At 37.8% G+C, this 22696-nt stretch carries 18 protein-coding genes; 9 read left to right on the top strand and 9 right to left on the bottom strand.

Annotated features, from left to right (window positions below; genetic code table 11):
• The 5 genes from LT090_RS06820 to LT090_RS06840 are packed head-to-tail and all read right to left on the bottom strand — an operon-like array spanning window position 1 to window position 5664.
• Window positions 1-1800 (bottom strand): vWA domain-containing protein, encoded by a 1800-nt coding sequence (locus LT090_RS06820; RefSeq protein WP_068545187.1) that lies wholly within the window; start codon window positions 1798-1800, stop codon window positions 1-3.
• Window positions 1797-2846: a vWA domain-containing protein gene (locus tag LT090_RS06825; RefSeq protein ID WP_068545188.1), complete on the bottom strand. Its 1050-nt coding sequence runs from the start codon at window positions 2844-2846 to the stop codon at window positions 1797-1799. The genes LT090_RS06820 and LT090_RS06825 overlap by 4 nt, the downstream gene beginning before the upstream one ends.
• On the bottom strand, window positions 2839-3768 hold the full coding sequence (locus LT090_RS06830; protein WP_068545189.1) for a hypothetical protein: 930 nt from the start codon (window positions 3766-3768) through the stop codon (window positions 2839-2841). The genes LT090_RS06825 and LT090_RS06830 overlap by 8 nt, the downstream gene beginning before the upstream one ends.
• Window positions 3761-4654 (bottom strand): DUF58 domain-containing protein, encoded by an 894-nt coding sequence (locus LT090_RS06835; RefSeq protein WP_068545190.1) that lies wholly within the window; start codon window positions 4652-4654, stop codon window positions 3761-3763. Before LT090_RS06835 ends, LT090_RS06830 begins: the two co-directional genes overlap by 8 nt.
• A gap of 23 nt (window positions 4655-4677) precedes the next feature.
• Window positions 4678-5664 (bottom strand): AAA family ATPase, encoded by a 987-nt coding sequence (locus LT090_RS06840; protein ID WP_068545191.1) that lies wholly within the window; start codon window positions 5662-5664, stop codon window positions 4678-4680.
• A gap of 221 nt (window positions 5665-5885) precedes the next feature.
• On the opposite strand from LT090_RS06840, the gene LT090_RS06845 reads away from it, so the two are divergent.
• The 3 genes from LT090_RS06845 to LT090_RS06855 all read left to right on the top strand — a co-directional run bounded on the left by LT090_RS06845 (window position 5886) and on the right by LT090_RS06855 (window position 10789).
• The gene (locus LT090_RS06845) at window positions 5886-7367 is read left to right on the top strand and encodes a sulfatase-like hydrolase/transferase (RefSeq protein WP_068545192.1); all 1482 of its coding nucleotides are present in this window, start codon (window positions 5886-5888) and stop codon (window positions 7365-7367) included.
• 252 nt (window positions 7368-7619) lie between these two features.
• Entirely contained in the window at window positions 7620-9248 is a 1629-nt protein-coding gene (locus LT090_RS06850) for a sulfatase family protein (protein ID WP_226996530.1), read from the top strand.
• Window positions 9249-9286: 38 nt separating this feature from the next.
• Window positions 9287-10789, top strand: coding sequence for a sulfatase-like hydrolase/transferase (locus LT090_RS06855; protein ID WP_082897073.1), 1503 nt, complete (start codon window positions 9287-9289; stop codon window positions 10787-10789).
• 181 nt (window positions 10790-10970) lie between these two features.
• On the opposite strand, the gene LT090_RS06860 is transcribed toward LT090_RS06855, so the two are convergent.
• On the bottom strand, window positions 10971-12620 hold the full coding sequence (locus LT090_RS06860) for an alpha-L-fucosidase (RefSeq protein ID WP_068545194.1): 1650 nt from the start codon (window positions 12618-12620) through the stop codon (window positions 10971-10973).
• Window positions 12621-12968: 348 nt separating this feature from the next.
• Between LT090_RS06860 and LT090_RS06865 the strand changes: the two genes are divergently transcribed.
• The 4 genes from LT090_RS06865 to LT090_RS06880 all read left to right on the top strand — a co-directional run bounded on the left by LT090_RS06865 (window position 12969) and on the right by LT090_RS06880 (window position 17235).
• Window positions 12969-14567, top strand: a complete 1599-nt coding sequence (locus LT090_RS06865) for a sulfatase family protein (protein WP_068545195.1) — start codon at window positions 12969-12971, stop codon at window positions 14565-14567.
• A 105-nt stretch (window positions 14568-14672) separates the two neighbouring features.
• A complete protein-coding gene (locus LT090_RS06870; protein ID WP_068545196.1) occupies window positions 14673-15029 on the top strand; it encodes a hypothetical protein in 357 nt (118 codons plus the stop codon).
• A 58-nt stretch (window positions 15030-15087) separates the two neighbouring features.
• The gene (locus LT090_RS06875; protein WP_068545197.1) at window positions 15088-16134 is read left to right on the top strand and encodes an aldo/keto reductase; all 1047 of its coding nucleotides are present in this window, start codon (window positions 15088-15090) and stop codon (window positions 16132-16134) included.
• Between the two features lie 189 nt (window positions 16135-16323).
• Window positions 16324-17235 (top strand): GntR family transcriptional regulator, encoded by a 912-nt coding sequence (locus LT090_RS06880; RefSeq protein WP_068545198.1) that lies wholly within the window; start codon window positions 16324-16326, stop codon window positions 17233-17235.
• Between the two features lie 61 nt (window positions 17236-17296).
• Here LT090_RS06880 and yfaE read toward each other — a convergent pair whose 3' ends face one another.
• Window positions 17297-17563, bottom strand: a complete 267-nt coding sequence (gene yfaE / locus LT090_RS06885) for a class I ribonucleotide reductase maintenance protein YfaE (RefSeq protein ID WP_089152989.1) — start codon at window positions 17561-17563, stop codon at window positions 17297-17299.
• Window positions 17564-17607: 44 nt separating this feature from the next.
• Window positions 17608-18738, bottom strand: a complete 1131-nt coding sequence (gene nrdB / locus LT090_RS06890) for a class Ia ribonucleoside-diphosphate reductase subunit beta (protein WP_068545200.1) — start codon at window positions 18736-18738, stop codon at window positions 17608-17610.
• Between the two features lie 625 nt (window positions 18739-19363).
• Between nrdB and LT090_RS06895 the strand changes: the two genes are divergently transcribed.
• Both LT090_RS06895 and LT090_RS06900 read left to right on the top strand, forming a co-directional pair.
• Window positions 19364-21202 (top strand): SLC13 family permease, encoded by a 1839-nt coding sequence (locus LT090_RS06895; RefSeq protein WP_226996531.1) that lies wholly within the window; start codon window positions 19364-19366, stop codon window positions 21200-21202.
• Between the two features lie 460 nt (window positions 21203-21662).
• Entirely contained in the window at window positions 21663-21869 is a 207-nt protein-coding gene (locus LT090_RS06900; RefSeq protein ID WP_068545202.1) for a cold-shock protein, read from the top strand.
• Between the two features lie 146 nt (window positions 21870-22015).
• Here the strand turns inward: LT090_RS06900 and LT090_RS06905 are convergent, their stop codons facing one another.
• The gene (locus LT090_RS06905; protein ID WP_226996532.1) at window positions 22016-22507 is read right to left on the bottom strand and encodes a protein tyrosine phosphatase family protein; all 492 of its coding nucleotides are present in this window, start codon (window positions 22505-22507) and stop codon (window positions 22016-22018) included.
• Window positions 22508-22696 lie beyond the last annotated feature (189 nt).

The raw sequence follows: 22696 nt of genomic DNA on the forward strand, positions 1-22696 counted from the left end.
TTACCAGTCACGATCGACTTTCGTTTGTTTTTTATTATGCGGTGCACGTTCAGTTAAGTTCCGTTGCTCAGCTTGTTTAAGTATTTCTTCGGCTGTTGCGTTTGGCGGTGGTAGCTCAACATTTTCGAGCGCTACACTGCTACTGTCACTCTGCTTGGACTGTTGCTCTTTACTTTGTTCTGATTCATTAGTTTGTTCATCATTTTGTTGCTCATTGTCTTTTGATTCAGACTCTTGTTGCTTTTTACTTTCTTGCTCTTGATCAGATTGTTGATCTTGAGTTTGTTGTTCGTCACTGTTGTTATCTTCCTCGATTTGTCGCATCACTAACCATTCTAAGTTTTGCTGACTGGCCTTATGATTCGGCTCATACAGTAATATTCCTCTCAAAAGGTCGGCAGCTTGCGAGTAATAGATTTCAGGATCGATGTATTCTTCATCGTCCATATAACCATCAAGACGATTTTCATAAGAGCTATCATCGTACTCGTCAAAAACTTCTTCCTCCGTATTCAAATAACTATCGAGTTGCTGAGTCAAATCTTCAGCATGATTAATGAGACTTGTCGCTAAGTTATAGTTGGCGGTTATTACAACGTTTGATTTGTTCGTGTGATTGGCTATATAGCGGTAAACTTCTGCAGCACGCTCAGGAGTTTTATCAAATAACGAACGGGCAAAAGCAAATTGTTCGTTTATTTTAAGTGTTGCTAAATATTCTTGTGATGTATCGATAAAGTGTTCTATCGCAGCTATCTCGCTGGTATTTGCTTGGTTAGGTAAAGCCTGACTATTAAAAGATAGTAAGACTAATCCGGTTAGCCAAAATTTTGTACCTCGTAACCAACATATAATTTGTGCTAATAATGCGATAAATAAACAATAAGGGTAGCCCTGTTGGTAGGTTAGAACTTGGCCTTTAGTTTGTTCTTTACTTGGCCAAACTTGCTTTAGTTTTTCAATAATCTTAACTAAATCAAATGTTGCAGTGGCCACCGGTATAAACATTCCTTGTTCGGCACCTTCAGCTAAATTTCGTAAATTATCAGTGTGCATGCGACTCCATACTTCACTACCTTGATAGAACTGCCATCCGTTGCCATCTCGAGTAGGGATGCGAGCACCAAACTCACTATCACCTAAACCGATGACAATAAGGCGGGCTCCCAGTTCATTGAGTTTAGTTAGTGCTCGTTGTGGTTGGCTGCCTAAATCTTCACCGTCACTTATTAAGATAATATCCATTGCGCTAGATTGATTTTTCTCACTCATCTTATCGAGTACTTTAAAGAGGGCATCTTCTATGCGAGTACCACCTTGTGCAACAGTGTCAGTATTGACCTGTTGAAGTAAGAAGTTAAAAAATGTCTTGTCATTGGTTAATGGCGACTGGATAGAAGTAGAGCCGGCAAAAACCACCAAACCAAAACGGTCGGCTTTACTGGCGTTAATTGTATTTTGAATTGCCTGCCGTGCGACTTCAAGTCGATTAGGCCTTGCATCGTTTGCTAACATTGAACGGGAAACATCAAGTACAAATACCAAATCTCGGCCTTTACTTTCACCACCTTGAGGCTGTGGATCCCACCCCGGTCTTGCTAATGCCAATACAAGCATAGAGATGGTAATCAACATTAACGTTGGTTGAAGATAAAGCCTCTGTTGGCTAATGTCTACGGCGCTAAAACTTTTTAAATCGAGGACACTTTGCTGTTGGTGAAAACGATTAATCAAAAGCCAACAAGGCAGCAATAATAATAGCCACAGCCAGTGCGGCTGAAGAAATGTAAAATAACTCATGTTTGTTTCCTTAGCCATGTTGCGTTGGCAATATTCGCTAAGAAAATGAATAATAATGATAGTAATACAGGCCAGTGAAAAACGGCCTGTTTGTCTTCAAAAATAACCCGCTGAAGGCTAGACGTTTCTAGTTCATTAATTGATTGATAAATTTTGTGAAGTGATTCAAAGTTGTGCGCTTTTTGGAAAACACCGCCGGTGCTTTGTGCCATTGCCTGCAATGTCCAATCGGTGGATACAATCGTTTGCTGAAACTGAATTGTTTTACCTTCATCATTAACAAGGCTGCTTGTGTCATTATCACCAATACTGATGGTATAAATCTTTATTCCCCATTGCTCTGCCATGGCCGCAGCCATTAATGGGTCATAACTGCCACTGTTATTTTCGCCATCAGTAAGTAATATGATCACTTTACTTTTTATCGTGTCATTTTCTAGCCCTAACGAGGTTTCATAATGGTTTAATTGTGCAGCAGCAAGGGCAGTAGCATCGCCAAATGCGGTGCCGTCTTCATTTGGTCTTGTCGAAGTCGTAATTGCGTTGGTCATATCCACTAATGCGTCATGAGCATTGGTAAGAGGCACTAGTGTGTCAGGGTAACGGGCAAAGGTGATCACCGAAATAAGATCGTTAGGTCGTCCTGTTAATTTGTCATTATCGCCAAGTACAAACTGCATTAGTGCTTTCTTGGCAACTTCCATTCGCGGCTTTTTATCGCCATCGATTTCCATATAAAAATCCATCGAGGTGGATATATCAACAACCATAGAAATTGCGATCCCTTGTGATTGCTCCGATAGTCGTTGCTTTTTAACAAACGGCTGCGCCATTGCAATAATCATCCCTGTTAAAGCAAATATATGCAGCCAAGGAACGAACGATAAAAACTTTTCTCGAGAGCTTTTCGGCAAGCTTGTTAGCAATTCAGTATTTGAGTACTGATGTTTGCTGCTGACTTTTGAATTCTCTTTAAAGTTTCTTAAGCAAAATATAGGTATGAGTATTAATAACCAAAGTAACGCAGGATATTCGAAATTAGGCATTGTTAGTATCCCTAACATCTTTGTTTTTAATATTTAGGCACAGTTCACATAACTCGATATATTTTTGTTTATTGTTGTTGCTAAATCGAGCGGAAGTAAACTCTTTACTCAACGCCAAATTTTGCACTTTTATTTCTACTGACAATGGATCGAAACCAAGGTGATCTTGTATGCATTGTTGGAGCATTTTCCAGTCGTAATTGTCATCATTATTGGCATTGTCGATAAGTATTTGGGGCGAAGTCAAATTGCTACTTATTAATGTTTTATGATCTTTTTGTGCCACTATTTTCTGTTGCATGCGAAATGCTATAAAAGTAATACCTATAGCCATCAAGGCTAACGCTAAGGCCACCAATACTGGCTTGTCGCTATTGACTTCCTCTAACTGATGGAAAGGTTCAAGCCCCTGCAGTCTTGGTTTAATAGACGGTTTAGCTGACGTATTGAAGTCATTCATGTTATCAGTAGAATCAAAGCTTGAAGAAACTTCTATCTCTGGTGAGACAATTAATTGACTACTGTGCTGGTTGCCTAAATAGCTTTGGATAAGCATATTCTCAAAATTATAAATACCAGAGATTGGTGCAATAAGCTCTATATTATAGGTAACTTTCCATGCAAGAGCTGTTTTTGAGTTTTCACTTGTTAATAGATAAGGCAGACTTTTTTTATGTTCAATCAGGGTAAAAGGCTGCCAATCAAATTGGCTTGGTTCAAAGTAAATATCAACACCATCTCGGTACTCAATATCTATCTCAATACTCGTTTGTTGACCTGGCGTCAATTGCTTTTGTAGGACTGTCATTGTCGCCTTTAAGTGGGGAGATTCACTGACCTTGGCGTTTGCGACGCTAATGAAGTAGGCGTTGACAACGAAAGTGATAGCAACATAAGCAGATAATAATAGTGTTTTAACCACCCGTTTCACCCTCGGTTCTTAATCTTCTTGTTTCAAAAAACTCTAACAATGTGGCAACAGGATCATCAACGAGCGTATGAGACAACAAGTCGACACCACTTTGAGAAAATTGCAGATCGCGTTGTTTAATCCTTTGTTGCATTTGTTCGTTAAATGTTTGGCGAACATTATCGTTATTACAATCGATAGTCTTTTGCTGTTTATTTTCACTATCGGAAAATTGAAACAGGCCTCGTTTCGGTAATGTGAGCTCTTTCGGGTCGTCAATTGCAATAGCAAGTAATTCATGTTGTTGAGCTAAAATAGCTAATTCTTGTTGGTAGCTATCATCACTGAAAAAGTCAGAAATCAAAATGATAATTGAACGTTTAAGACTAAGTTCATTAAGATGTTTGAGCGCTAGTTTAATATTAGTTTTGACAGTGTCATTTGCTGGCATTAACAGTGTGCTTAAGCAGCGCATTAATTGACTTCTGCCTCTAGCAGGCGGCAAGTACTCGTCAATACTATGACTAAATTGCAATAAACCAATACGGTCATTATTGGCCAAAGCAGCGCTGCCAAGTAAGCCGCAAAACTGTGCTGCAACGTATGAACGGGAGGTTTTATCTGTAGTAAAATTAAAAGAGGGTGAGTTGTCTACAATGAAAATAAGATTAAGTTCACGCTCTTCATGAAATCGCTTTATATGAACTTCGCCGGTTCGAGCCGTAACATTCCAGTCAATAGTTCGAACGTCATCACCTAGAGCATACGGACGCACTTCATCAAACTCGACGCCTTGCCCTTTAAAGGCACTATGGTAGTGCCCGCTTAACAAGTGAGTTGATTTGTGTCGACAATACAGCTGTAATTGCTGCAAGCGTTGTTCAAATTGATCAATCATTGGTTTTGTAAAATAACTTCTGGTTATTCATTTGGAATGGCTACTTGCGCAAGTATCTGTTCAATGATTTGCTCGGAGCTAATATGTTGAGCTTGAGCCTTGTAGCTAAGGGCAATACGGTGGCGTAATACGTCAGGCACCAATGATCGGATATCACTAGGTTGAACATGATCTCGACCTTCTAGTACCGCTAGGGCTCGTGCTGCCATTGCTAAGTTAATTGTTGCACGGGGAGATGCTCCAAAACGTATTAAGTCTGACAATGGTAAATTGTATTGTTCGGGGTGTCTCGTTGCTGTAACTAAATGCAAAATGTACTTTTCAAGTGTTGCATCAAGATAAACATCACTCATAAGTTGGCATAGTTGCTCTATATCAGCACTCGATAATATCGCTGAAACGGTTGGTTTCTTCTTGCTTGGTTTTGACATACGTCGCAATACTTCAAGTTCATCATCAAACTCTGGATAATCCACTTTTAATTTGAACATAAAGCGATCTACTTGTGCTTCAGGTAATGGGTAAGTACCTTCTTGTTCAATTGGATTTTGTGTTGCTAATACCAAAAATGGTTGCGGCAGTGGGTGAATGGTTTTGCCTAAGGTAACTTGTTTTTCTTGCATAGCCTCAAGTAATGCAGATTGTACTTTAGCGGGGGAGCGATTGATTTCATCTGCCAATACGATATTTGCAAAAATAGGTCCTTTTTGAGTGTCAAACTCGCCACTACTTGGGTTATAAATTTGTGTACCAGTTAAATCACCTGGTAATAAATCTGGTGTAAATTGAACGCGGCTAAAATCTAGACCTAGTGCCTGCGCTAAAGTATTTACGGTTAAAGTTTTAGCTAAACCTGGTATACCTTCTATTAAAACGTGGCTTTGACACATTAAAGCGATAATCAATCGTTGCACTAATGCATCTTGACCAACAATTACCTTGCTTATTTCTTCGCGAAGCCTGCCAATATTAGTCATCAAGTTCTGCTCGGAAGAGTTTTCTATTTCCATTTGGGTACTCTTATTTTATTTTTGCTTGGGTTGCGGCTCTTTGGCACTACAGTAGTCATATAACTTTAATCGGAATGACTTAAGTATAAAAGCAAAACTGTTGTAAAGTTGTGTAAATACTACTGTACTTGTTTTTATTTTGTGTTGTATATTATAGTAAAAATACACTCGGGTGTTATTCATTAACGCTGAATAATAATGAAAAGACGATAGGAAATAAAATGAGTTTTCTCAAGACCTCATTGGCTATGGCCATATTTATCACTAGTATGCTTACACAAGCAGCACAAACTCGACCTAACATAGTATTGATCTTGGCCGACGATGTTAGTCCAGATATGTTTAGTGCATTTGGCCAAGAGGGAGCAGCAAGCACCCCAAATATTGATAAGTTGGCCGCAAAAGGCGTTATGTTTAAAACGGCGTATGCCACGGCCAAGTGCGCATCAAGTCGCGTGGAAATCATGACCGGGCGTTATGCTAACACTACTGGTGTATACGTTAATGAGATTTGGATGGGAGATTCTCGTCACAATGTATATTCCGATAACATTCCTTTTAGTAAGATGCTTAAAGATGCAGGTTATGCAACTGCGATTACCGGCAAATGGCATGCTGGAGTACAAATGCCCTATGAGGATGTGCTTGCCTTTGATGAGTATGCGCTGTGGGAAAGTTCGAAATACATTGCCGCTTTAGCTGGGTCACCTAAATTTACAGGTTTAATGGAAGATCATAAAACCACATCACGTTATTGGCACCCTGGCTTTGTAAAAAATGGCAAGTTAATGGCGACTAAACCTTCCGATTACAGCTTAGATATTGAAGCTGACTTTATAATGGAGTTTATGGAAAAAAACGTGAAAGCGAATAAGCCGTTTTTAGCCTATTGGCCAACGGTTGCACCACATGGAACTCGAACCGGAATGCCTACCAACCCATTACGGGGCAAGCAAGGGAGTTTAGCTGCAGAAGAAGGTGATGAGAAAAACGAAGACGAAGTGCGTTTTAAATCACTGATCGAATATTTAGATTTAAAAGTTGGTGAAGTAGTCGCTAAAGTAGAGTCATTAGGCATTAGTGATAATACTATTATTATTTTTACCTCTGATAATGGTACTGCGGTTACGGCTAAAACCCGTGGCGTTGAAAGAGGCTCACATGTTGTTCATATTGCCGCTGGCGCAGGGGTTATAAAACGTGGTGCTACCGATGAATTAACTGACCTATCAGATATTACCCCGACGTTAATTGACTTAGCCCAAGCTTGGGACCATGTACCTGAAGGACATAAATTTGACGGTAAAAGCCTGAAAAATTTTTATACTGGAAAAACCGACGAGCACCGTGATTGGATTTATGGTTATGCCGCTACTTCGCAACTATTTCGTACTAAAAACTATATGCTTGAAGTGGTTAATCCTGTGATGGGCATGCCAAATGGACGTTTTTATTATACCGCTGATAATCGTTTTGGTCATGGCTATATATTGGCCGATGGAAATCCTGAACATGCAAAAGCCCGTGCCAAGTTTGACTCATTTATGGCACAACTACCGGCAATAACCAAAGAGCATCCACATTGGAAAACTAAAACAGGTAAAAAAGTATTAAAGAGTTTAGCTAAACCAGCTGTTAAAGAAAAACACCTTTATAATCATCGAGATTATAAACGTTATGATGAAACATATACTGATAACTAGTCATAAATTTTGAGCTGGTGTAGCGGTTAAAGCTCTTTTATAAATGGTTAAATCATGATGAAACGTGGTTTATCCATTTTTTTTGCCGGTCGTATTTATCAGTGAACTAAAAATTGTAAAGGGTATGTAAAGCATACCGCTTTTTATTGACGATAAATGCTTAATAACTTATTGTGAATATTATAGTAAAAAGTCACTTTGTAGTTTGTTTGATGAACTCATGAATATATTAAAAATATTAAAGGTAATAGTGTGAATCTATCTAAGCAAATAGAGAAGATAAATAAAATTTATTTTAAAGCAATATTATTAACTGCTTTAACTGGCTTAAGTGTCATCCTAGCCCCTTTAAATGCAACGGAAATAACGGCTAAGCAGCAACCTAATATTATTTATATTCTTGCCGATGACATGGGACAAGGTGATACGACGGCTTATAATTCAAACAGTAAAATACCTACGCCTAACTTAAAGCGTTTGGCCGAAGAAGGAATGACTTTTACCAATGTCCATTCAAATTCTAGTGTTTGTACACCAACTCGCTATGGTGTTTTGACTGGGCGCTATGCGTGGCGAACCACTTTAAAAAATGGTGTCTATGGCGGTTACAGCCAGCATCTTATACCAACGATTCGAGAAACGGTTCCATCATTACTTAAGAAGCAAGGTTACGCTACTGCTGTGACAGGCAAGTGGCACTTAGGCATGGATATGGCTAGTAGTGATGGTAAGAAAATTCATAAAGGTTATGGTGAAAATGCTGATTTAAGCAAGCCTATTAAAAATGGCCCTAATGCAGTGGGTTTTGATTATTATTATGGAATTTCAGCCTCATTAAATATGTCACCACATGCGTATATAGAGAACGATAAAGTACAAGGGGAACTTGTTTTTTTAAAAGACAAAAAATCGGTTAAGGGTGCTGGCTTAGTCGGTGCTAAAACAGGGTGGATGGCAAAGGATTTTAAACAAGACCAAGTGCAAACGACCTTTATAAATAAAGCCATTGATTGGATAGAACAGCAGCAAAAATCAGACAGTAAAAAACCTTTCTTTGTTTATATTCCGTTGAATTCACCTCATTCACCAATTGTTCCTAGCAAAGATTTTATCGGTAAAAGTGGTTTATCAGATCACGGTGACTTTACCATGGAAATGGATTATGAAATTGGTCGCTTATTAAATGTCTTAGATAAATTGGGCATTACCGATAATACTATGGTTGTCTTTACCTCAGACAATGGCACTTCGCCAGCAGCTAAGCTAGATAAAATGCAAGCTCAAGGTCATTATTCAAGTATGGAATATAGAGGCCTAAAGGGATCGCTTTATGAAGGTGGTCATAGAGTACCATTTATTGTCCGCTGGCCAAATACGGTTAAAGCTGGTAGCACTACTAATTACCATGGCTCGTTAGTTGATATGATGGCAACTGCTGCAGACATTACAGGTACGTCACTTGCTGATAATACTGGCGAAGACAGTGTTAGCTTTTTACCTGTATTACAGGGAAAGAGCGTAGATGATAGTAAACGAGGTGTCGTTTATCATTCCGACGCAGGTTACTATTCCATAGCCCAAGGCAAGTGGAAATTAATATTGGATAAGAAGGGCGGTACACGCCGTTTAAACCCGAAAGATAAAAATAGCCCGGTTAAAAATGCTGAAAATATTCAGCTGTTTAATATGAAAAATGATACTTCGGAGCGAGTGAGTGTTCATAAACAACACCCTGAAGTAGTCGCAAATTTAAGTAAATTACTTAAAGAGTATATTGTTAAAGGGCGAAGTAATGGCAATGCGCCAGCCAGTAATGATGATATTGATGAAAAACTGAAAAATAAATGGCAAAGCTTATTAGGGGAACAAGTGACTCTATGATGTTTAGCTCCTACAAAAGTGACGAAGAAATAAAAACAATGAATATAAATAAATGTTTTAAAAGCCTACTTACAATGGTGACGGTGGTTACTAGTACAGCAGCTTTTGCAAGTGATAAAGCCATTTCAACTGCGGATGAAAATCGCCCTAACATTATCTTAATGATGGCGGATGACTTAGGTTATGGTGATACCGGTTTTACCGGCCACAAAGTTGTTCAAACCCCTAACTTAGATCAAATAGCGAAAGATGGCGCGATCATGACTAACTTCCATGCCGGAGGGCCAGTATGTTCGCCTACTCGTGGCACTTACCTTACGGGACGCCATTATTTTCGCTATGGTATTTTTAGCGCAAATATAGGTCATTTACCTAAGCAAGAAATAACTATCGCTGAAGTGTTAAAAGAAAAAGGCTATACAACGGGGCATTTTGGTAAATGGCACCTAGGCACTTTAAGCAAAACAGAGTCTTCTAAAGGTGCTAAACGTAAACCGGCGGAAAACTATTCACCTGCATCTTGGCATGGCTATGACCAATCATTTGTCGTAGAGTCGTCAATTGCGACTTATATTAATCCAAACTCTAAAACGAAAGGCAAAAAGAAAGGCAAAAATCCATTTTATATAAATGGCGTTGCAGTTGATATGGATGATGCCCAGTATAAAGGTGGAGCAGGCCGCATTGTCATGGACCAAGCACTACCATTTATGGAATCAGCAGTTGCTAATAAACAGCCATTCTTTACTGTTATCTGGTTTAATGCGCCTCATGCCCCAGTGGAAGCTAGCCCCGAACTTCATAAGTTTTACACGGATAAAGGTGTAAAAGATGGTGTTGCGCACTATTACGGTAGTATTACTGAGATGGATCAGCAAATAGGTCGTCTTCGTAGCGAGCTAGAACGATTAGGTGTTGCTGATAATACACTGATTGCTTTTACCAGTGATAATGGTCCAGAAGGTAAAGCGTCATCGGCTGAAACTGATAAAGTGAAAAAAGGTAAGGAGAGATATGCCGGCGTCACTGATGGCTTACGTGGTCGTAAACGTTCATTGTATGAAGGCGGTGTTAGAGTGCCAACGGTTGTTATGTGGCCAGGTAAGATAAAGCCGAGCACAATAATGCCACAGCAGAGCTCTACACTTGATTACTTACCTACAATGGCTGATTTAGTAAATTACAATATGCCAGACGAGCGTCCAATTGATGGCGTCAGTTTATTACCTTTACTAAGCGGCCAAGATACTAACTTCAAACGAAGTAAACCGATTCCATTTCGTCATCGCAATTCAGCAACTTTGATTGATGGAGACTATAAACTAGTGATGTCTGTCGGTAAGAAGTCCGATAATGCTGAATTATACAATATGAGCGATGACAGAGCTGAAACGACCGATATTATTGCTAAGCATCCAGAACGAGCTTCAGCAATGATAAAGCAGCTTAAGCAGTTTCTAAAATCAGCAGAAAAGAGTCATAGTGGGGCAGATTATAGCGACCCTAATTATAAACCTGTTGACTCATGGCCAACTAAATAAGCGAACCACCTATTGTTAACATTTAAGCATTGTAATATCTATTTGCAATGCTTTTTTATCATTTAGTTGCATTGAAGTTAAGGGAATAGGGCAGCAGTTATCAGACGTAAAAAAGGTTGAATAGAAATTCTATTCAACCTTTTTTTGTTTTCTAGTTAGTCGTTAACATTAAACCAGATGTTTAGTTTATTTTAAATGACATACCATGGTTAAATATTGCCGATGGTTTTTTCGCTGGTAGTTTGATTTTCAAGCCTTCATTTGTGCGAGTAAATTCAACTTCGCCAAAGCCAAGCATTGATACTTTATTAATAGCTTGTGGGTAATATTCAGAGTTATCTTTTAAACTCTTAATTAGCACTTCACCAGATTTAGGCCAAGTTAACGACATGGCATAGAGTTGCCCATCTTTTTGGGTAAAGCGTATTTCACCGTCTTTTACCTTGTTGTAGCTCCAAACCATTCGCATAACTTGTTTATTTTTACCACTTTTTGCTACTTTCCAAGTAGAAATAGGACCTTCAGCAGGAATGGTCCAGCGTCTAGTATCGTAAATCGCTTCACCGTTCACCTTTAACCATTGACCAATTTCACGGAAAATTGCTTCTTCAGTAGGATCAATTGCACCAGATGCCATTGGCGTTAGTGACAATAAATAGATACCGCCACGAGCAACCATGTCCATCAGTGCATCAATATGGTAATTGGCATTAAGGTTGTAGTTCTTGTTTTTAACGTAAGTCCATGGATAGCTAATTGCTCGATCCACTAAGAAATAACCTCCAACATCGGCCGGCATATCACGACCGCCTTCGTAGGTTGGAATACCTATGTGTTCAGGAAAGTTAAAGTTAGCACCACCGGGTAGTTTATTGGCAACGACAACTTCTTTTCCTTCTGCTTTAGCATGCTCGTAATAGTAATCTAATGCATCAACAACTAAGTTTTCTGGTGAGTTTTGGTTGGTGCGTTTTATGCCGTCAAAAAAGAAAAAATCTGGCGAGTATTTATCAATCACTTCTATTATTTTGTCATGCCATTGCTGAGCAAAGACATCAATGGTGGTGGTTTTGCTGTTTCGTCCTGGGTAAAAGTCTTCAAACTGTTGATCGTAAATATCCAGCTTACTTTTCTCTTCTGCTGTAAAGCTACTCTCATCAATTGATTTGTGCACCATATCCCAAGTTCTTGCGTGATGAAAACTTGCGGCAACTTTAAAATTACGCTTGCGTGCCTCGGTAACAAACTCGCCATATAAATCACGTTTCGGGCCCATATTTCCAGCATTCCAGCGACTGATTTTACTATCCCACATCAAAAAGCCATCATGATGTACTGTCCCTAAACCGCCAAATTTAGCGCCAGAGTCAATCATTAGTTCGAGCATGTCTTTAGCGTTGTATTCTTCGGCTTTAAACATATCTACAAATTTGCTGTAGCCAAAATCCTCGGGCTTACCAAAGTTTTCTAAGTGATATTGATAGATACCACGAGGGTTAGTTTTGTCGTACATATAACGATGATAAACGTTTGTTTCAAAAGCCGGTACAGAGTAAACGCCCCAGTGGGTATAAATTCCAAATTTTGCATCAATGATCCATTCAGGAATTTTATTTTCTGCTATTTTATCCCAATCTTTGCGGTACTCAGCTACGGCTGTTTGATAAGTTGGTCTAGTGAACTTACCTTCATGTTTTTTTAATAGAGCAGCTTCTTCTGTCCCTAACTGAGCAACGTTGGTGTCGGTATAAATATATTGCTTATCGTTATTTGCTAAAACGGATGCAGATATTACCGCCAGAGTTAACAGATTTAGGGAAAATTTTTTCATATTAGGACTCTCTATGTTGTATTTTATTTTTTAAATTATGCTCAATATAAGCTACTCAATACTAATGTTACGTGTGGTTATTATAATTAAAGTACATTTAATGTACATTTAATAATCTAATCTGACAAATCTTATTGTGTAAAATCTATGTAAAGAACTATTGATGAGAATAAATTTAATGGCTTAATACAGCTCTAAATGTTCGGTTTTAAATGCTTTGCTCAAAGGTTGGTCTTTTTTTTATGTAAAGAGCACGTAAATATATTTGCTAAACTGTTTTGGAGTGGATATTATCGTTAATATACACTTGGCTTGTTTGGCCGTTATGAATAAATTATTGAGAATAATATGTATCGTAAATTTTACCAAGTATCTAGCTTGCTGCTAGCTTTATTCGCTACCAGTAACGTATTAGCAAACACTGATTTAAAACCTAACATCGTTGTGATCGTAACAGATGATCAGCACCGAATTGATTTTAATTTTTTAAAAGAAGGTCGCGATAAGCAAGGAAAGCCACTTAACTTATCTCCAAATGTTGATCGACTTGCGAATGAAGGTATTATTTTTGATCAAATGTACGCTACAAGTACAGTGTGTACGCCGAGCCGTTTTTCAGTACTTACCGGGAATCTTGCGAGTCGCGCCAAAAATAGCCGATTTACTAACGATCTAAATAAATATAAACAAGCGAATGTTGCGTTTAATACCCATATTGAACCACATGACAATAGCATTGCTAAAGTATTGCAACAAAATGGTTACTTCACTGGTGGGGTGGGTAAGAATCACGTATTTGAAAGTAAAATCATTCATAAAATAAACCGCAAATCAGATGTTACTAAATCGGACGTAATCGCTAAGCTTGTTGAAAATCAGCAAGCTCAAATCCAAGCATACAAGGATAATGGCTTTGACTTTGCTGACCGCATATACACTGGCAATGTTCCAGGTCAATATCCTAAAGCCGTGGAAGCGCATAACCAAGACTGGATTACCGAAGGTGGTCTTAACTTTATTGACCTTGCCAGTAAAAAAGACGAACCGTTTTTTCTTTATTTTGCAACAACACTTGAACATGGGCCTCATAAGCAAGGTAGCAAGTACAAAGGTGATCCGCGTATGACGCCAATTGGTTTACTTGCTGATAAAGATATTCCAAATGTACAACCTTCACGTGACAGTATTACTGAAAGAATCAAACAACACGGATTAGAAAAACGCGCAGCAGATGTTTTATGGTTAGATGATGCTGTTGGTGCCTTACTTACGAAATTGGAAAGCACCAATGAACTAGATAACACTATTATATTTTACTTTAATGATCATGGTGTTGAGGGCGGTAAAGGCAGCATGTACCAAGGCGGCGCATTAACACCTTCATTTGTTTGGTTTGGTGATAAATTTAAGGGTGCAAGACGCAGCACCGATATTGTTGCCAACATCGATATAGCACCAACTATTTATGAACTTGCAAATGTTAAGAAAGCGCCAAAAACTGACGGTGTAAGCATGGTGCCTCTATTTAAAGGTGATAATAGTAAGTGGCGCGATTATCTTGTGTCTGAAATTGGTGTTACCCGAGCTATTATCAAAGATGGTTGGAAATACATTGCTTACCGTGTTCCTCAAGAAAAGCTGGATATGCCATTATCAGAACGTAAAAAATTAGCCCAGTCGAAAGGTAAAAGTTCTAAAGGGCTACCATGGATGCATATGGGCGGGACACCTGGTGGTCGTGGTTTAGAACATTTAGTTGTGAAAACTTATGGTGAAGAAAATTACTACTCAACCGACCAATTATACCGCTATTTAGATGATCCAAAAGAAAAAAACAACGTAATAAACAACCCTGAAAATAAAGAGATTGTAGAACAATTGAAGCAACAGTTATCGATGGAATTAAAACAACGTGTTGGCACGTTTGCTGAGTTCACCGAAGAATAAAATTTTCATTTAGGTTAGGTATTTTGACCGTGTGGTTAAAGTACCTTATCTTTGAAATGTTTAATATCATAAAAGTTAACTATTCGAAAAATTATAAGGATTAACATGAAAAACATAGCAACGATTTTAATCGGCCTTTTATTAGTTACATCAGCATCTACATTTGCAGCGTCAAAAGATAAATCAGCAAAGGTTGCTCAAACGAAAGCACAATCATTTTCGCAAGCAGTAGATCTTACTGAAAGCCAACAAAAGCAAGTATATGACATACTTTTGCAAAGTCAGCAGTTAGTAGATGCTGCGAAAGTAAAACACAAAGGTGACAAAAAGGCCTTTAGAGCAGCGACAAAACCAATTAAAGATACCACTGAAACAGAGCTAGTTGCTATTATTGGTGAAGATAAAATGAAAGCAGTGAAGGCTTATATGAAGGAACAAAGAAAAGCCGCCAAAAAAAAATAATTTAGCTGATGCTATGGCTTGAAGGTGGCTAACTTTCAAGCTCTTTATTTGAATCGCTATGAGAAAGCAAAATAAAAAGCAGGAACGTATGAGAAAATCAGTGTCTTTACCTAAGATTGTCTTTGGTACAAGTAGTTTAGGTAATTTGTTTGTTGAGCTCGATAGCTCAACAAAAAATCAACTAGTTCAGGCGGCTGTTGAAAATAGCCCAACAACGCCACTATTCGATAGCGCTGGTAAATACGGAGCTGGACTAGCATTAGAGTCTTTAGCTGCTGGCCTTAAAGCACTAAATGTTGATCCCAAAGACGTTAAAATTAGCAACAAGCTTGGTTGGAAACGTGTGCCGTTAACGACCGCTGAACCAACATTTGAACCTGGCGCATGGATAAATTTGCAACATGACGCGGTACAAGATATTTCTTATCAAGGTATTCTAGATTGTTACCATCAGGGTAATGAGCTATTAGGTGAGTACGAATCCCAAATTGTGTCTATACATGATCCTGATGAGTATTTAGCAGCTGCAACTGACGATGAAGATTTATGCAAACGTAAACAAGACATACTTGACGCTTATAAAGCATTAATGGAACTTCGTGATGCAGGTAAAGTTGAGTCGGTAGGCGTGGGCGCAAAAGATGTTAATGTGATTGATTTCATTAGTGATCATATACAACTCGATTGGGCAATGTTTGCTTGCTCGGTAACTCCATATACTCACAAGGCGTCAACAATAGCGTTATTAAAGAAATTAGGTAATCAAGGGGTTGGCGTGATTAACTCTGCGGTATTCAATGCTGGATTTTTGTTAGGTAGTGACAATTTCGATTATAAAAAAATTAATCGACAAAGCCATCCACAAGAGTTTTTATGGCGTGACAAGTTTAATGCATTATGTGAAGAGTTCTGTGTGATGCCTGCCGAGGTTTGCGTACAGTTTTCATTCTTATTTGATGAGATTAAAGCAATTGCGCTAAGCTCAAGCTCACCTAAAAGAGTAAAAAGTAACATTTCCTTAGCACAAGCCAAAGTACCTAAGTCATTTTGGTTAGCGATGCGTGAACAAGGCTTAATTTCAATTGATTTGGATAATATTACTTAATCGTTGTTAAATTTAGGTTATCTAGGCAATGATTAAATTTATCAGATGAAAAACATCTAACATTAATGTTTTTATTGTGTAAATACATCAAAATATCAATTTTCCCATTTTATTCTTATATACTATAAATAAACAACACTTTGCTATATACTAGTTTTAACTAATACTAATCATAAAAAGGAAATTGATGTGAGTGCTCAAAGTCACCTTATTCAAGAAACCGTAAACGGTATTTTAGCAACAATAACTGACTATTCTAAAGGCAGTGAAGTCTTTCTCAAAGACAATACCTTAGCGAAACAACTTAATGTAAGTAGAACAACGATTCGAACAGCATTAATTGAACTTGAAAAGAAAGGTGTTGTATCGATCAATGGTTCACAAAAACGTGTCCTTCGAGCATCTAATCAAGACGATTATTTTGATACCAGCCAAGGTGTTTCTTCAAAGGAAGAAATCATTGAAAAGTACTTTTTGGATTTAATCAATCACGGCAAACTATTACCCGGTGATAAGTTCTCAGAACTAGAGTTAGCTAAATCGTCTGGTTGTAACACAATAACTGTTAGAGAGTTTTTAATTAAATTTTCACGCTTTGGTTTAATTGATAAAAAACCTAGAGCGAAGTGGCAGATGATCGAGTTTGATGAAAAATTTGCTTTAGAACTGGTTGAGTTTCGCCGAATATTGGAAATGAGTTCTATTACTAAATTGCTTGCAACGCCAAGCGATGATGAAGTTTGGCAAGAAATTTCTATATTACTAGATAAGCACAATGAAGTGTTAGCGGATGTAGAAAACCGCTATACAGAATTGAGTGAATTGGATAGGAAATTTCACTTTATTATTCAACGAGCATCTGAAAACAGATTTTTTATGCAGTTCTTTGACGTTGTATCTTTAATATGTCATTACCATTATCAATGGAACAAGGGTGATGAGTTTGAGCGTAACGTTGTTGCATTAAAAGAGCACGTAGAAATCATGACGCAATTATTAGCTCATAATACTTCTGGCGTGATTGCAGCGATGGAAACGCATTTAAATACGTCTAAGAAAACATTACTGCGATCTGCACATGGTTTAGAAGAAACGGACTAGCTTATTATGTGTAAATAATGAGAGCAGTTGATGAAGGCCAGTTCAATATGAACTGGTTTTTTTATTCGCTAGTAATGTCAATGTCTGTAGTAGGGACTGAGCAGCAAGGTAATATTTCGTCTTCTCGAATAAAGGCTAAAGGTTCACCATTAATGTACTCAACTTCACCTTTATTTAATGTAACTCTACAAGCACCACAAAACCCATCACGACAATGATAGTGAATTTCGATGTTATTTGCTTCGAGATATTCGAGTGTGGTTTTGAAAATAAGGTTGTCGAACTGTTGTTCGACAACCTTACCATCGATTGTGACTTTTTTACTCATTGATATCTAAACTCATGTGGAGTTGAGTGAGTCAATATCTATAATTAAAGATCGAAATCTTCAAAGTCACTGGCATCAACTGCCGAATCAGTTTGACCAACTAAGTATGATGAAATTTCTGTTTCTTGTGGTGCTACTTGCACGTTATCACTTGAAAGGTAAGAATTAATCCATGGTAGCGGGTTACTCTTAATTTCAAACTGTGGCGCATAACCAATCGCTGTTAAACGTTGATTTGAAAGATACTCAATGTACTGTTTTAAGATTTCAGCATTAAGGCCAATCATTGAACCATCTTTAAATAGGTATTCAGCCCATTCTTTTTCTTGCTCAATTACATCAAGGAATAACTGTAACCCTTCTTCATGTAACTCTTCTGAAATCTCTTTCATTTCAGGATCATCTTTGCCACTAGCCCAGATATTTAGAATATGTTGAGTAGAAGTTAAATGAACAGCTTCATCACGAGCAATTAGCTTGATAATTTTTGCGTTACCTTCAAGTAACTCACGCTCAGCAAAGGCAAATGAACAAGCAAATGAAACATAAAATCGAATCGCTTCTAAAGCGTTTGTTGAACAAACTGAACGATATAAGGCTTTTTTGATTTCTCGTTGTGTAACAACAACTTCTTCACCTTCAACTGTATAAGTACCTTCGCCTTGTGATTGGTATAACTGTGTTAATAAAATAACACGGTCAAAATAAACACTGATAGCACTTGCACGGTTTAAGATGTTTTCGTTGATCACGATATCATCAAATACTTCACTTGGATCGGTAAATAAGTTGCGTAAAATATGTGTGTATGAACGAGAGTGGATGGTTTCGTAAAAACCCCAAGTCTCAATCCAAGTTTCAAGCTCTGGAATAGATACTAGCGGTAACATGCTCACGTTTACGCTGCGTGCCGCGATTGAATCGAGCAATGTTTGATATTTCAAATTTGAAATAAAAATGTGCTGTTCACTTTTAGTTAGTGATTGCCAATCGGCACGGTCTTTAGAGATATCTACTTCTTCAGGACGCCAAAAGAACGATAATTGTTTTTCAATCAACTTTTCAAAAATAGGGTGCTTTTGTTGATCGTAACGAGAAACGTTTACTGTTTGTCCTAAGAACATAGGCTCTAACAACGGATCGTTTTTTCCTTGATTAAAGGTTGAATAGGTCATTACCTCTCCTTTACAAACCGCTTTAATTATCATTTTTTGGGCGGTGTTGTTGAATTATTAGCTTAAAGTTTTATAAATAATTTGTTTATCAGTAACTTACTTACTGAAGTGCGTTTATCCAAGATAACGGCAGCGTTTATCTATCGTGTCTGCCTGAGTTATTGTTATTATTATCTAGGCCAAAGGCGTATTTTTGTTGCAATGACATTAAACATGTCTAACTAGTGTTACTAATTGAGTAATGTCACTACATCTTGTGTCTGAATTTGATAATAGCACCAAATATCCGATTATTTCTAGCAATTAATTTGGTAAAAATGCAACTATATTTGTTGATTTTAATGAGCAGATATGAAAGCCATTAACGAAAGCTATAGTGACTCTTCTTTAGCGCCACGTTGCACCTTAAGTTAACGTACAAATTATATTCAGATTTTCTTCAAATGAGATTAAATTCAATATTTTTTACTGAAAAAATATTTACACTTTGATCGTTATTTAATGTTCGCAATGTTGCTTAACTTTGCTATTGTTAATTCTTAACTAAAGGCACTGGCTAAATATCTAATTAACATAATAAAAGTCAATAAATGCCGTTAAATTTTACTACAGGTAGCTGTAATAGATGCTGAATATGACATTCCCAGATTTGCCAAATTACCACGCACTGGCAATTTTACTGTTAACTTTGTTAGCTCTTTATTTATTCCGTCGTGAAGACATTCCTCTTGAAACCTCATCTCTCGCGGTTATTGCAATCCTTACTGTAATGTTTGCTGTCTTTCCATTTGAGGTTGATGGCAAATTGCTAGAACCAATCTCGTTTTTCTCGGGCTTTGGTCACGAAGCACTCGTTACTGTGTGTGCGTTAATGATCATAGGTCAATCCTTGGTAACTACAGGTGCGTTAGAGCCCATTGGGCGGTCGCTTGCAAAAGCCTGGAAGTATAGTCCTGCATTGTCATTATTACTGACTTTAATTATTGCTGGAACATTAAGTGCGTTCGTTAACAATACACCAATCGTGGTGTTGTTGTTGCCAATCCTTATTAGTGTCGCGTTAAGAACCAAAACGGATGCAACAGGCATGTTACTACCTATGGGACTAGCAACCTTAGTTGGCGGTATGGTAACGACGATTGGTACATCAACCAATTTACTTGTTGTCAGCGTTGCAGCCGATATGGGCTTAGAGCGTTTTGGTATGTTTGATTTCGCTAAACCTGCGCTAATTGCTGCAAGTGTTGCGGTAATTTATTTATGGCTTGTGGCACCAAGGTTATTGCCAACACGTGCAGCGAGTTTACCTGATACTTCACCTCGTTTATTTGGAGCTTATTTACATATAAACGAAACCAGTTTTGCTAATGGTAAATCCATTAGTGAAGTTAAAGCTCTGACACAAAATCAAATTCAAATAGAAAGTATTCAACGCAGTCCAGATAACAGACGACTTGTACCTTTGCCTGATACGCAATTAAGAGTAGGGGATAGACTGCATGTTAAGGATACGCCTGATCAATTAAAAGAATATGAAACAGTATTAGGTGCCGAGCTTTATTCTGGTAAACATAAAGCCGATGAAGAGCACCCTTTTAAAGCCGACAACCAAATGCTTGCAGAAATAGTTGTTATATTAGGCTCCGGCTTAATAGGCCGTACATTAAAACAGGCAAACTTTGCTATTCGCCATGGTTTATCAGTGATCGCGCTGCACCGAGATGGTAAAGCTATGGAAGTTGGCCGCCAAAAAATTGGTAATGTACCATTAAAGATAGGTGACATCCTGCTTGTTCAAGGTGAAGTCTCTCAAGTTGAAAGCCTAAAACAAAAGCAGGGCATCTTGGTACTCGATGGTATCGCCAAATTAGTACAGTCGAAAAAAGCACCTTTAGCGCTGTCTATTTTATTGGGCGTTGTTGCGATTCCAGTATTTGGTATCGTTCCAATTGCAATAAGTGCTATTTGTGGCGTGTTCTTATTGTTATTAACCCAATGCCTTAATTGGAAAGAAGTTGCTGGCGCACTTTCTACGCAAGTTATCTTAATTGTTGCTGCATCGCTTGCTCTTGGCTCTGCGATGATGGTTACAGGCGGCGCAGAATATATCGCTCAGGTGTTTGTTGCTTTAGCTCAGGATTTACCAACTGGCGGCGTGTTAGCGGCATTAATGCTATTACTTGCGGTACTGACTAATATTGTTTCCAATAATGCTGCTGCGGTTATAGGCACGCCAATAGCAATATCTGTAGCAACTCAACTTGGCGCTCCGCCAGAGCCGTTTGTCCTCGCGGTATTATTTGGTGCTAACTTAAGCTATGCCACGCCAATGGCTTATAAAACCAATTTATTAGTAATGAACGCCGGTGGTTATCATTTTTCTGACTTTATGCGAGTTGGTATCCCGCTGATAATTTTAATGTGGGTAATTTTATCGTTCACGTTAAGTTGGATGTATTTGTAGTTTAAAAGCTTTACTGAAAGCCCTCACAAGTTACGTTCATGGAGCCGGCTAAAAAAGCTATTGAGCCTGAATATACGGTGATTACGGTCAAAATAGACTGGCTAACGCAATTTAAATAAATTAATTTGAAATTAATTTGTTTTTATCTAACGTCGGGTTTTTTAATTAAAAGTCTATACAATCAATGCGTTAAGTTGATTTTCTGGGTTTTTTAACGATTTATTTACAATGCTTTGAACAAATTATTACAAACAGACACAAGAAACCGCTCGATTAATTCTCAATATTGTATATAATTCTCTCAGCTTGAAAGTTCGACCTATAGTTTATGCACAATAATTCGTTGTTATTAATATTAATTATTAACATCGGCCTGTTTTAAATAAAGGATAGTTTGCTTTTAACTTTATGGCCTTCATTGGAAAGGTCGAAATTAATCTTTATTAAATAGGATATTATTATGTCTACTACAACTGGTACAGTAAAATGGTTTAACGAAGCTAAAGGCTTTGGTTTCATCGAACAAGAAAATGGTCCTGACGTTTTCGCACACTTCCGTGCAATCGTTGGTGACGGTTTCAAAACTCTTGCTGAAGGTCAAAAAGTTGAGTTCACTGTAACTCAAGGTCAAAAAGGCCCACAAGCAGAAAACATCAAACCATTATAATTTGATGTCTGCTTTGATTAATTGAGCAATCAATTAATCAACACAAGATTTAAAGAAAAGGGTAAGACTTCGGTCTTACCCTTTTTTATTTCTATAAACTAGGATCTGACCCTAGTTTAGTTTCTAGTTTAGCTTTTTGTATTGTCCTATTTGTATTCGTTTTTTACGTCTTCAATAAATGCTTGCCAAGTTTCATTAGGCTGCCATATTGCTAACATATCTTTTGCAGCCAGCTGTTCAGATTCATTCAGTTGAGTTACCCGATATAGATAAGTAAACGTCGCACCGCGCCAGTTTAGCTTGCAGTGGGTTAGCGTCATCTCTTCGTTGTCGTTCGCTTTCGCCATTAATGCCACATATTTTTTGAAGTTTTCTAACGTTGGGTTGTCCCAGTCTACCGCAATATTATGATAATTTAGCTTTAGCTCTTTTAATAACATCGACTCTTCTGTTCTGTCCCCTGGGATAAGATCTATGACATTTGTGACGCCCATATTTTGTAACGCTTGAAAGTGCTTCTTATTAGGTAATCCTGAACTGACCATAGTATCGGTATTAATCTGAAAATTCTTTAGATCCGATAGTTCAGGATCGATTAATTCTTGTTTTGCAGATACGTTAAAACTGAATAACAACATAAGACTTATTATTATAGAGAGGGATTTCATTTCCTACGTTTCCAATGTTAGTGAAGGTCATTACGCTAGTATATGCTTGAATGGGTTAATGTACAAAATAGCGTTCTGTCTGTTAATACTGTGCGCTTTAGGTAAGAGCTTAAGCTTTGAATTTTAGCTTTGAACTTCACAGTTAATTTAAGGTCGAAT

The sequence above is a fragment of the Thalassotalea crassostreae genome (assembly GCF_001831495.1).
GTDB classification, from domain to species: Bacteria; Pseudomonadota; Gammaproteobacteria; order Enterobacterales; family Alteromonadaceae; genus Thalassotalea_A; species Thalassotalea_A crassostreae.

Excerpts from the sequence above, each read along its gene's own strand:
- yfaE (WP_089152989.1), bottom strand. The coding sequence starts at position 17,563 with ATGAGTAAAAAAGTCACAATCGATGGTAAGGTTGTCGAACAACAGTTC.
- LT090_RS06825 (WP_068545188.1), bottom strand. The coding sequence starts at position 2,846 with ATGCCTAATTTCGAATATCCTGCGTTACTTTGGTTATTAATACTCATA.
- LT090_RS06905 (WP_226996532.1), bottom strand. The coding sequence starts at position 22,507 with ATGTTGTTATTCAGTTTTAACGTATCTGCAAAACAAGAATTAATCGAT.
- LT090_RS06860 (WP_068545194.1), bottom strand. The coding sequence starts at position 12,620 with ATGAAAAAATTTTCCCTAAATCTGTTAACTCTGGCGGTAATATCTGCA.
- LT090_RS06845 (WP_068545192.1), top strand. The coding sequence starts at position 5,886 with ATGAGTTTTCTCAAGACCTCATTGGCTATGGCCATATTTATCACTAGT.
- LT090_RS06870 (WP_068545196.1), top strand. The coding sequence starts at position 14,673 with ATGAAAAACATAGCAACGATTTTAATCGGCCTTTTATTAGTTACATCA.
- LT090_RS06900 (WP_068545202.1), top strand. The coding sequence starts at position 21,663 with ATGTCTACTACAACTGGTACAGTAAAATGGTTTAACGAAGCTAAAGGC.
- LT090_RS06875 (WP_068545197.1), top strand. The coding sequence starts at position 15,088 with ATGAGAAAGCAAAATAAAAAGCAGGAACGTATGAGAAAATCAGTGTCT.
- LT090_RS06820 (WP_068545187.1), bottom strand. The coding sequence starts at position 1,800 with ATGAGTTATTTTACATTTCTTCAGCCGCACTGGCTGTGGCTATTATTA.
- LT090_RS06835 (WP_068545190.1), bottom strand. The coding sequence starts at position 4,654 with ATGATTGATCAATTTGAACAACGCTTGCAGCAATTACAGCTGTATTGT.
- LT090_RS06840 (WP_068545191.1), bottom strand. The coding sequence starts at position 5,664 with ATGGAAATAGAAAACTCTTCCGAGCAGAACTTGATGACTAATATTGGC.
- LT090_RS06865 (WP_068545195.1), top strand. The coding sequence starts at position 12,969 with ATGTATCGTAAATTTTACCAAGTATCTAGCTTGCTGCTAGCTTTATTC.
- LT090_RS06855 (WP_082897073.1), top strand. The coding sequence starts at position 9,287 with ATGAATATAAATAAATGTTTTAAAAGCCTACTTACAATGGTGACGGTG.
- LT090_RS06895 (WP_226996531.1), top strand. The coding sequence starts at position 19,364 with ATGCTGAATATGACATTCCCAGATTTGCCAAATTACCACGCACTGGCA.
- nrdB (WP_068545200.1), bottom strand. The coding sequence starts at position 18,738 with ATGACCTATTCAACCTTTAATCAAGGAAAAAACGATCCGTTGTTAGAG.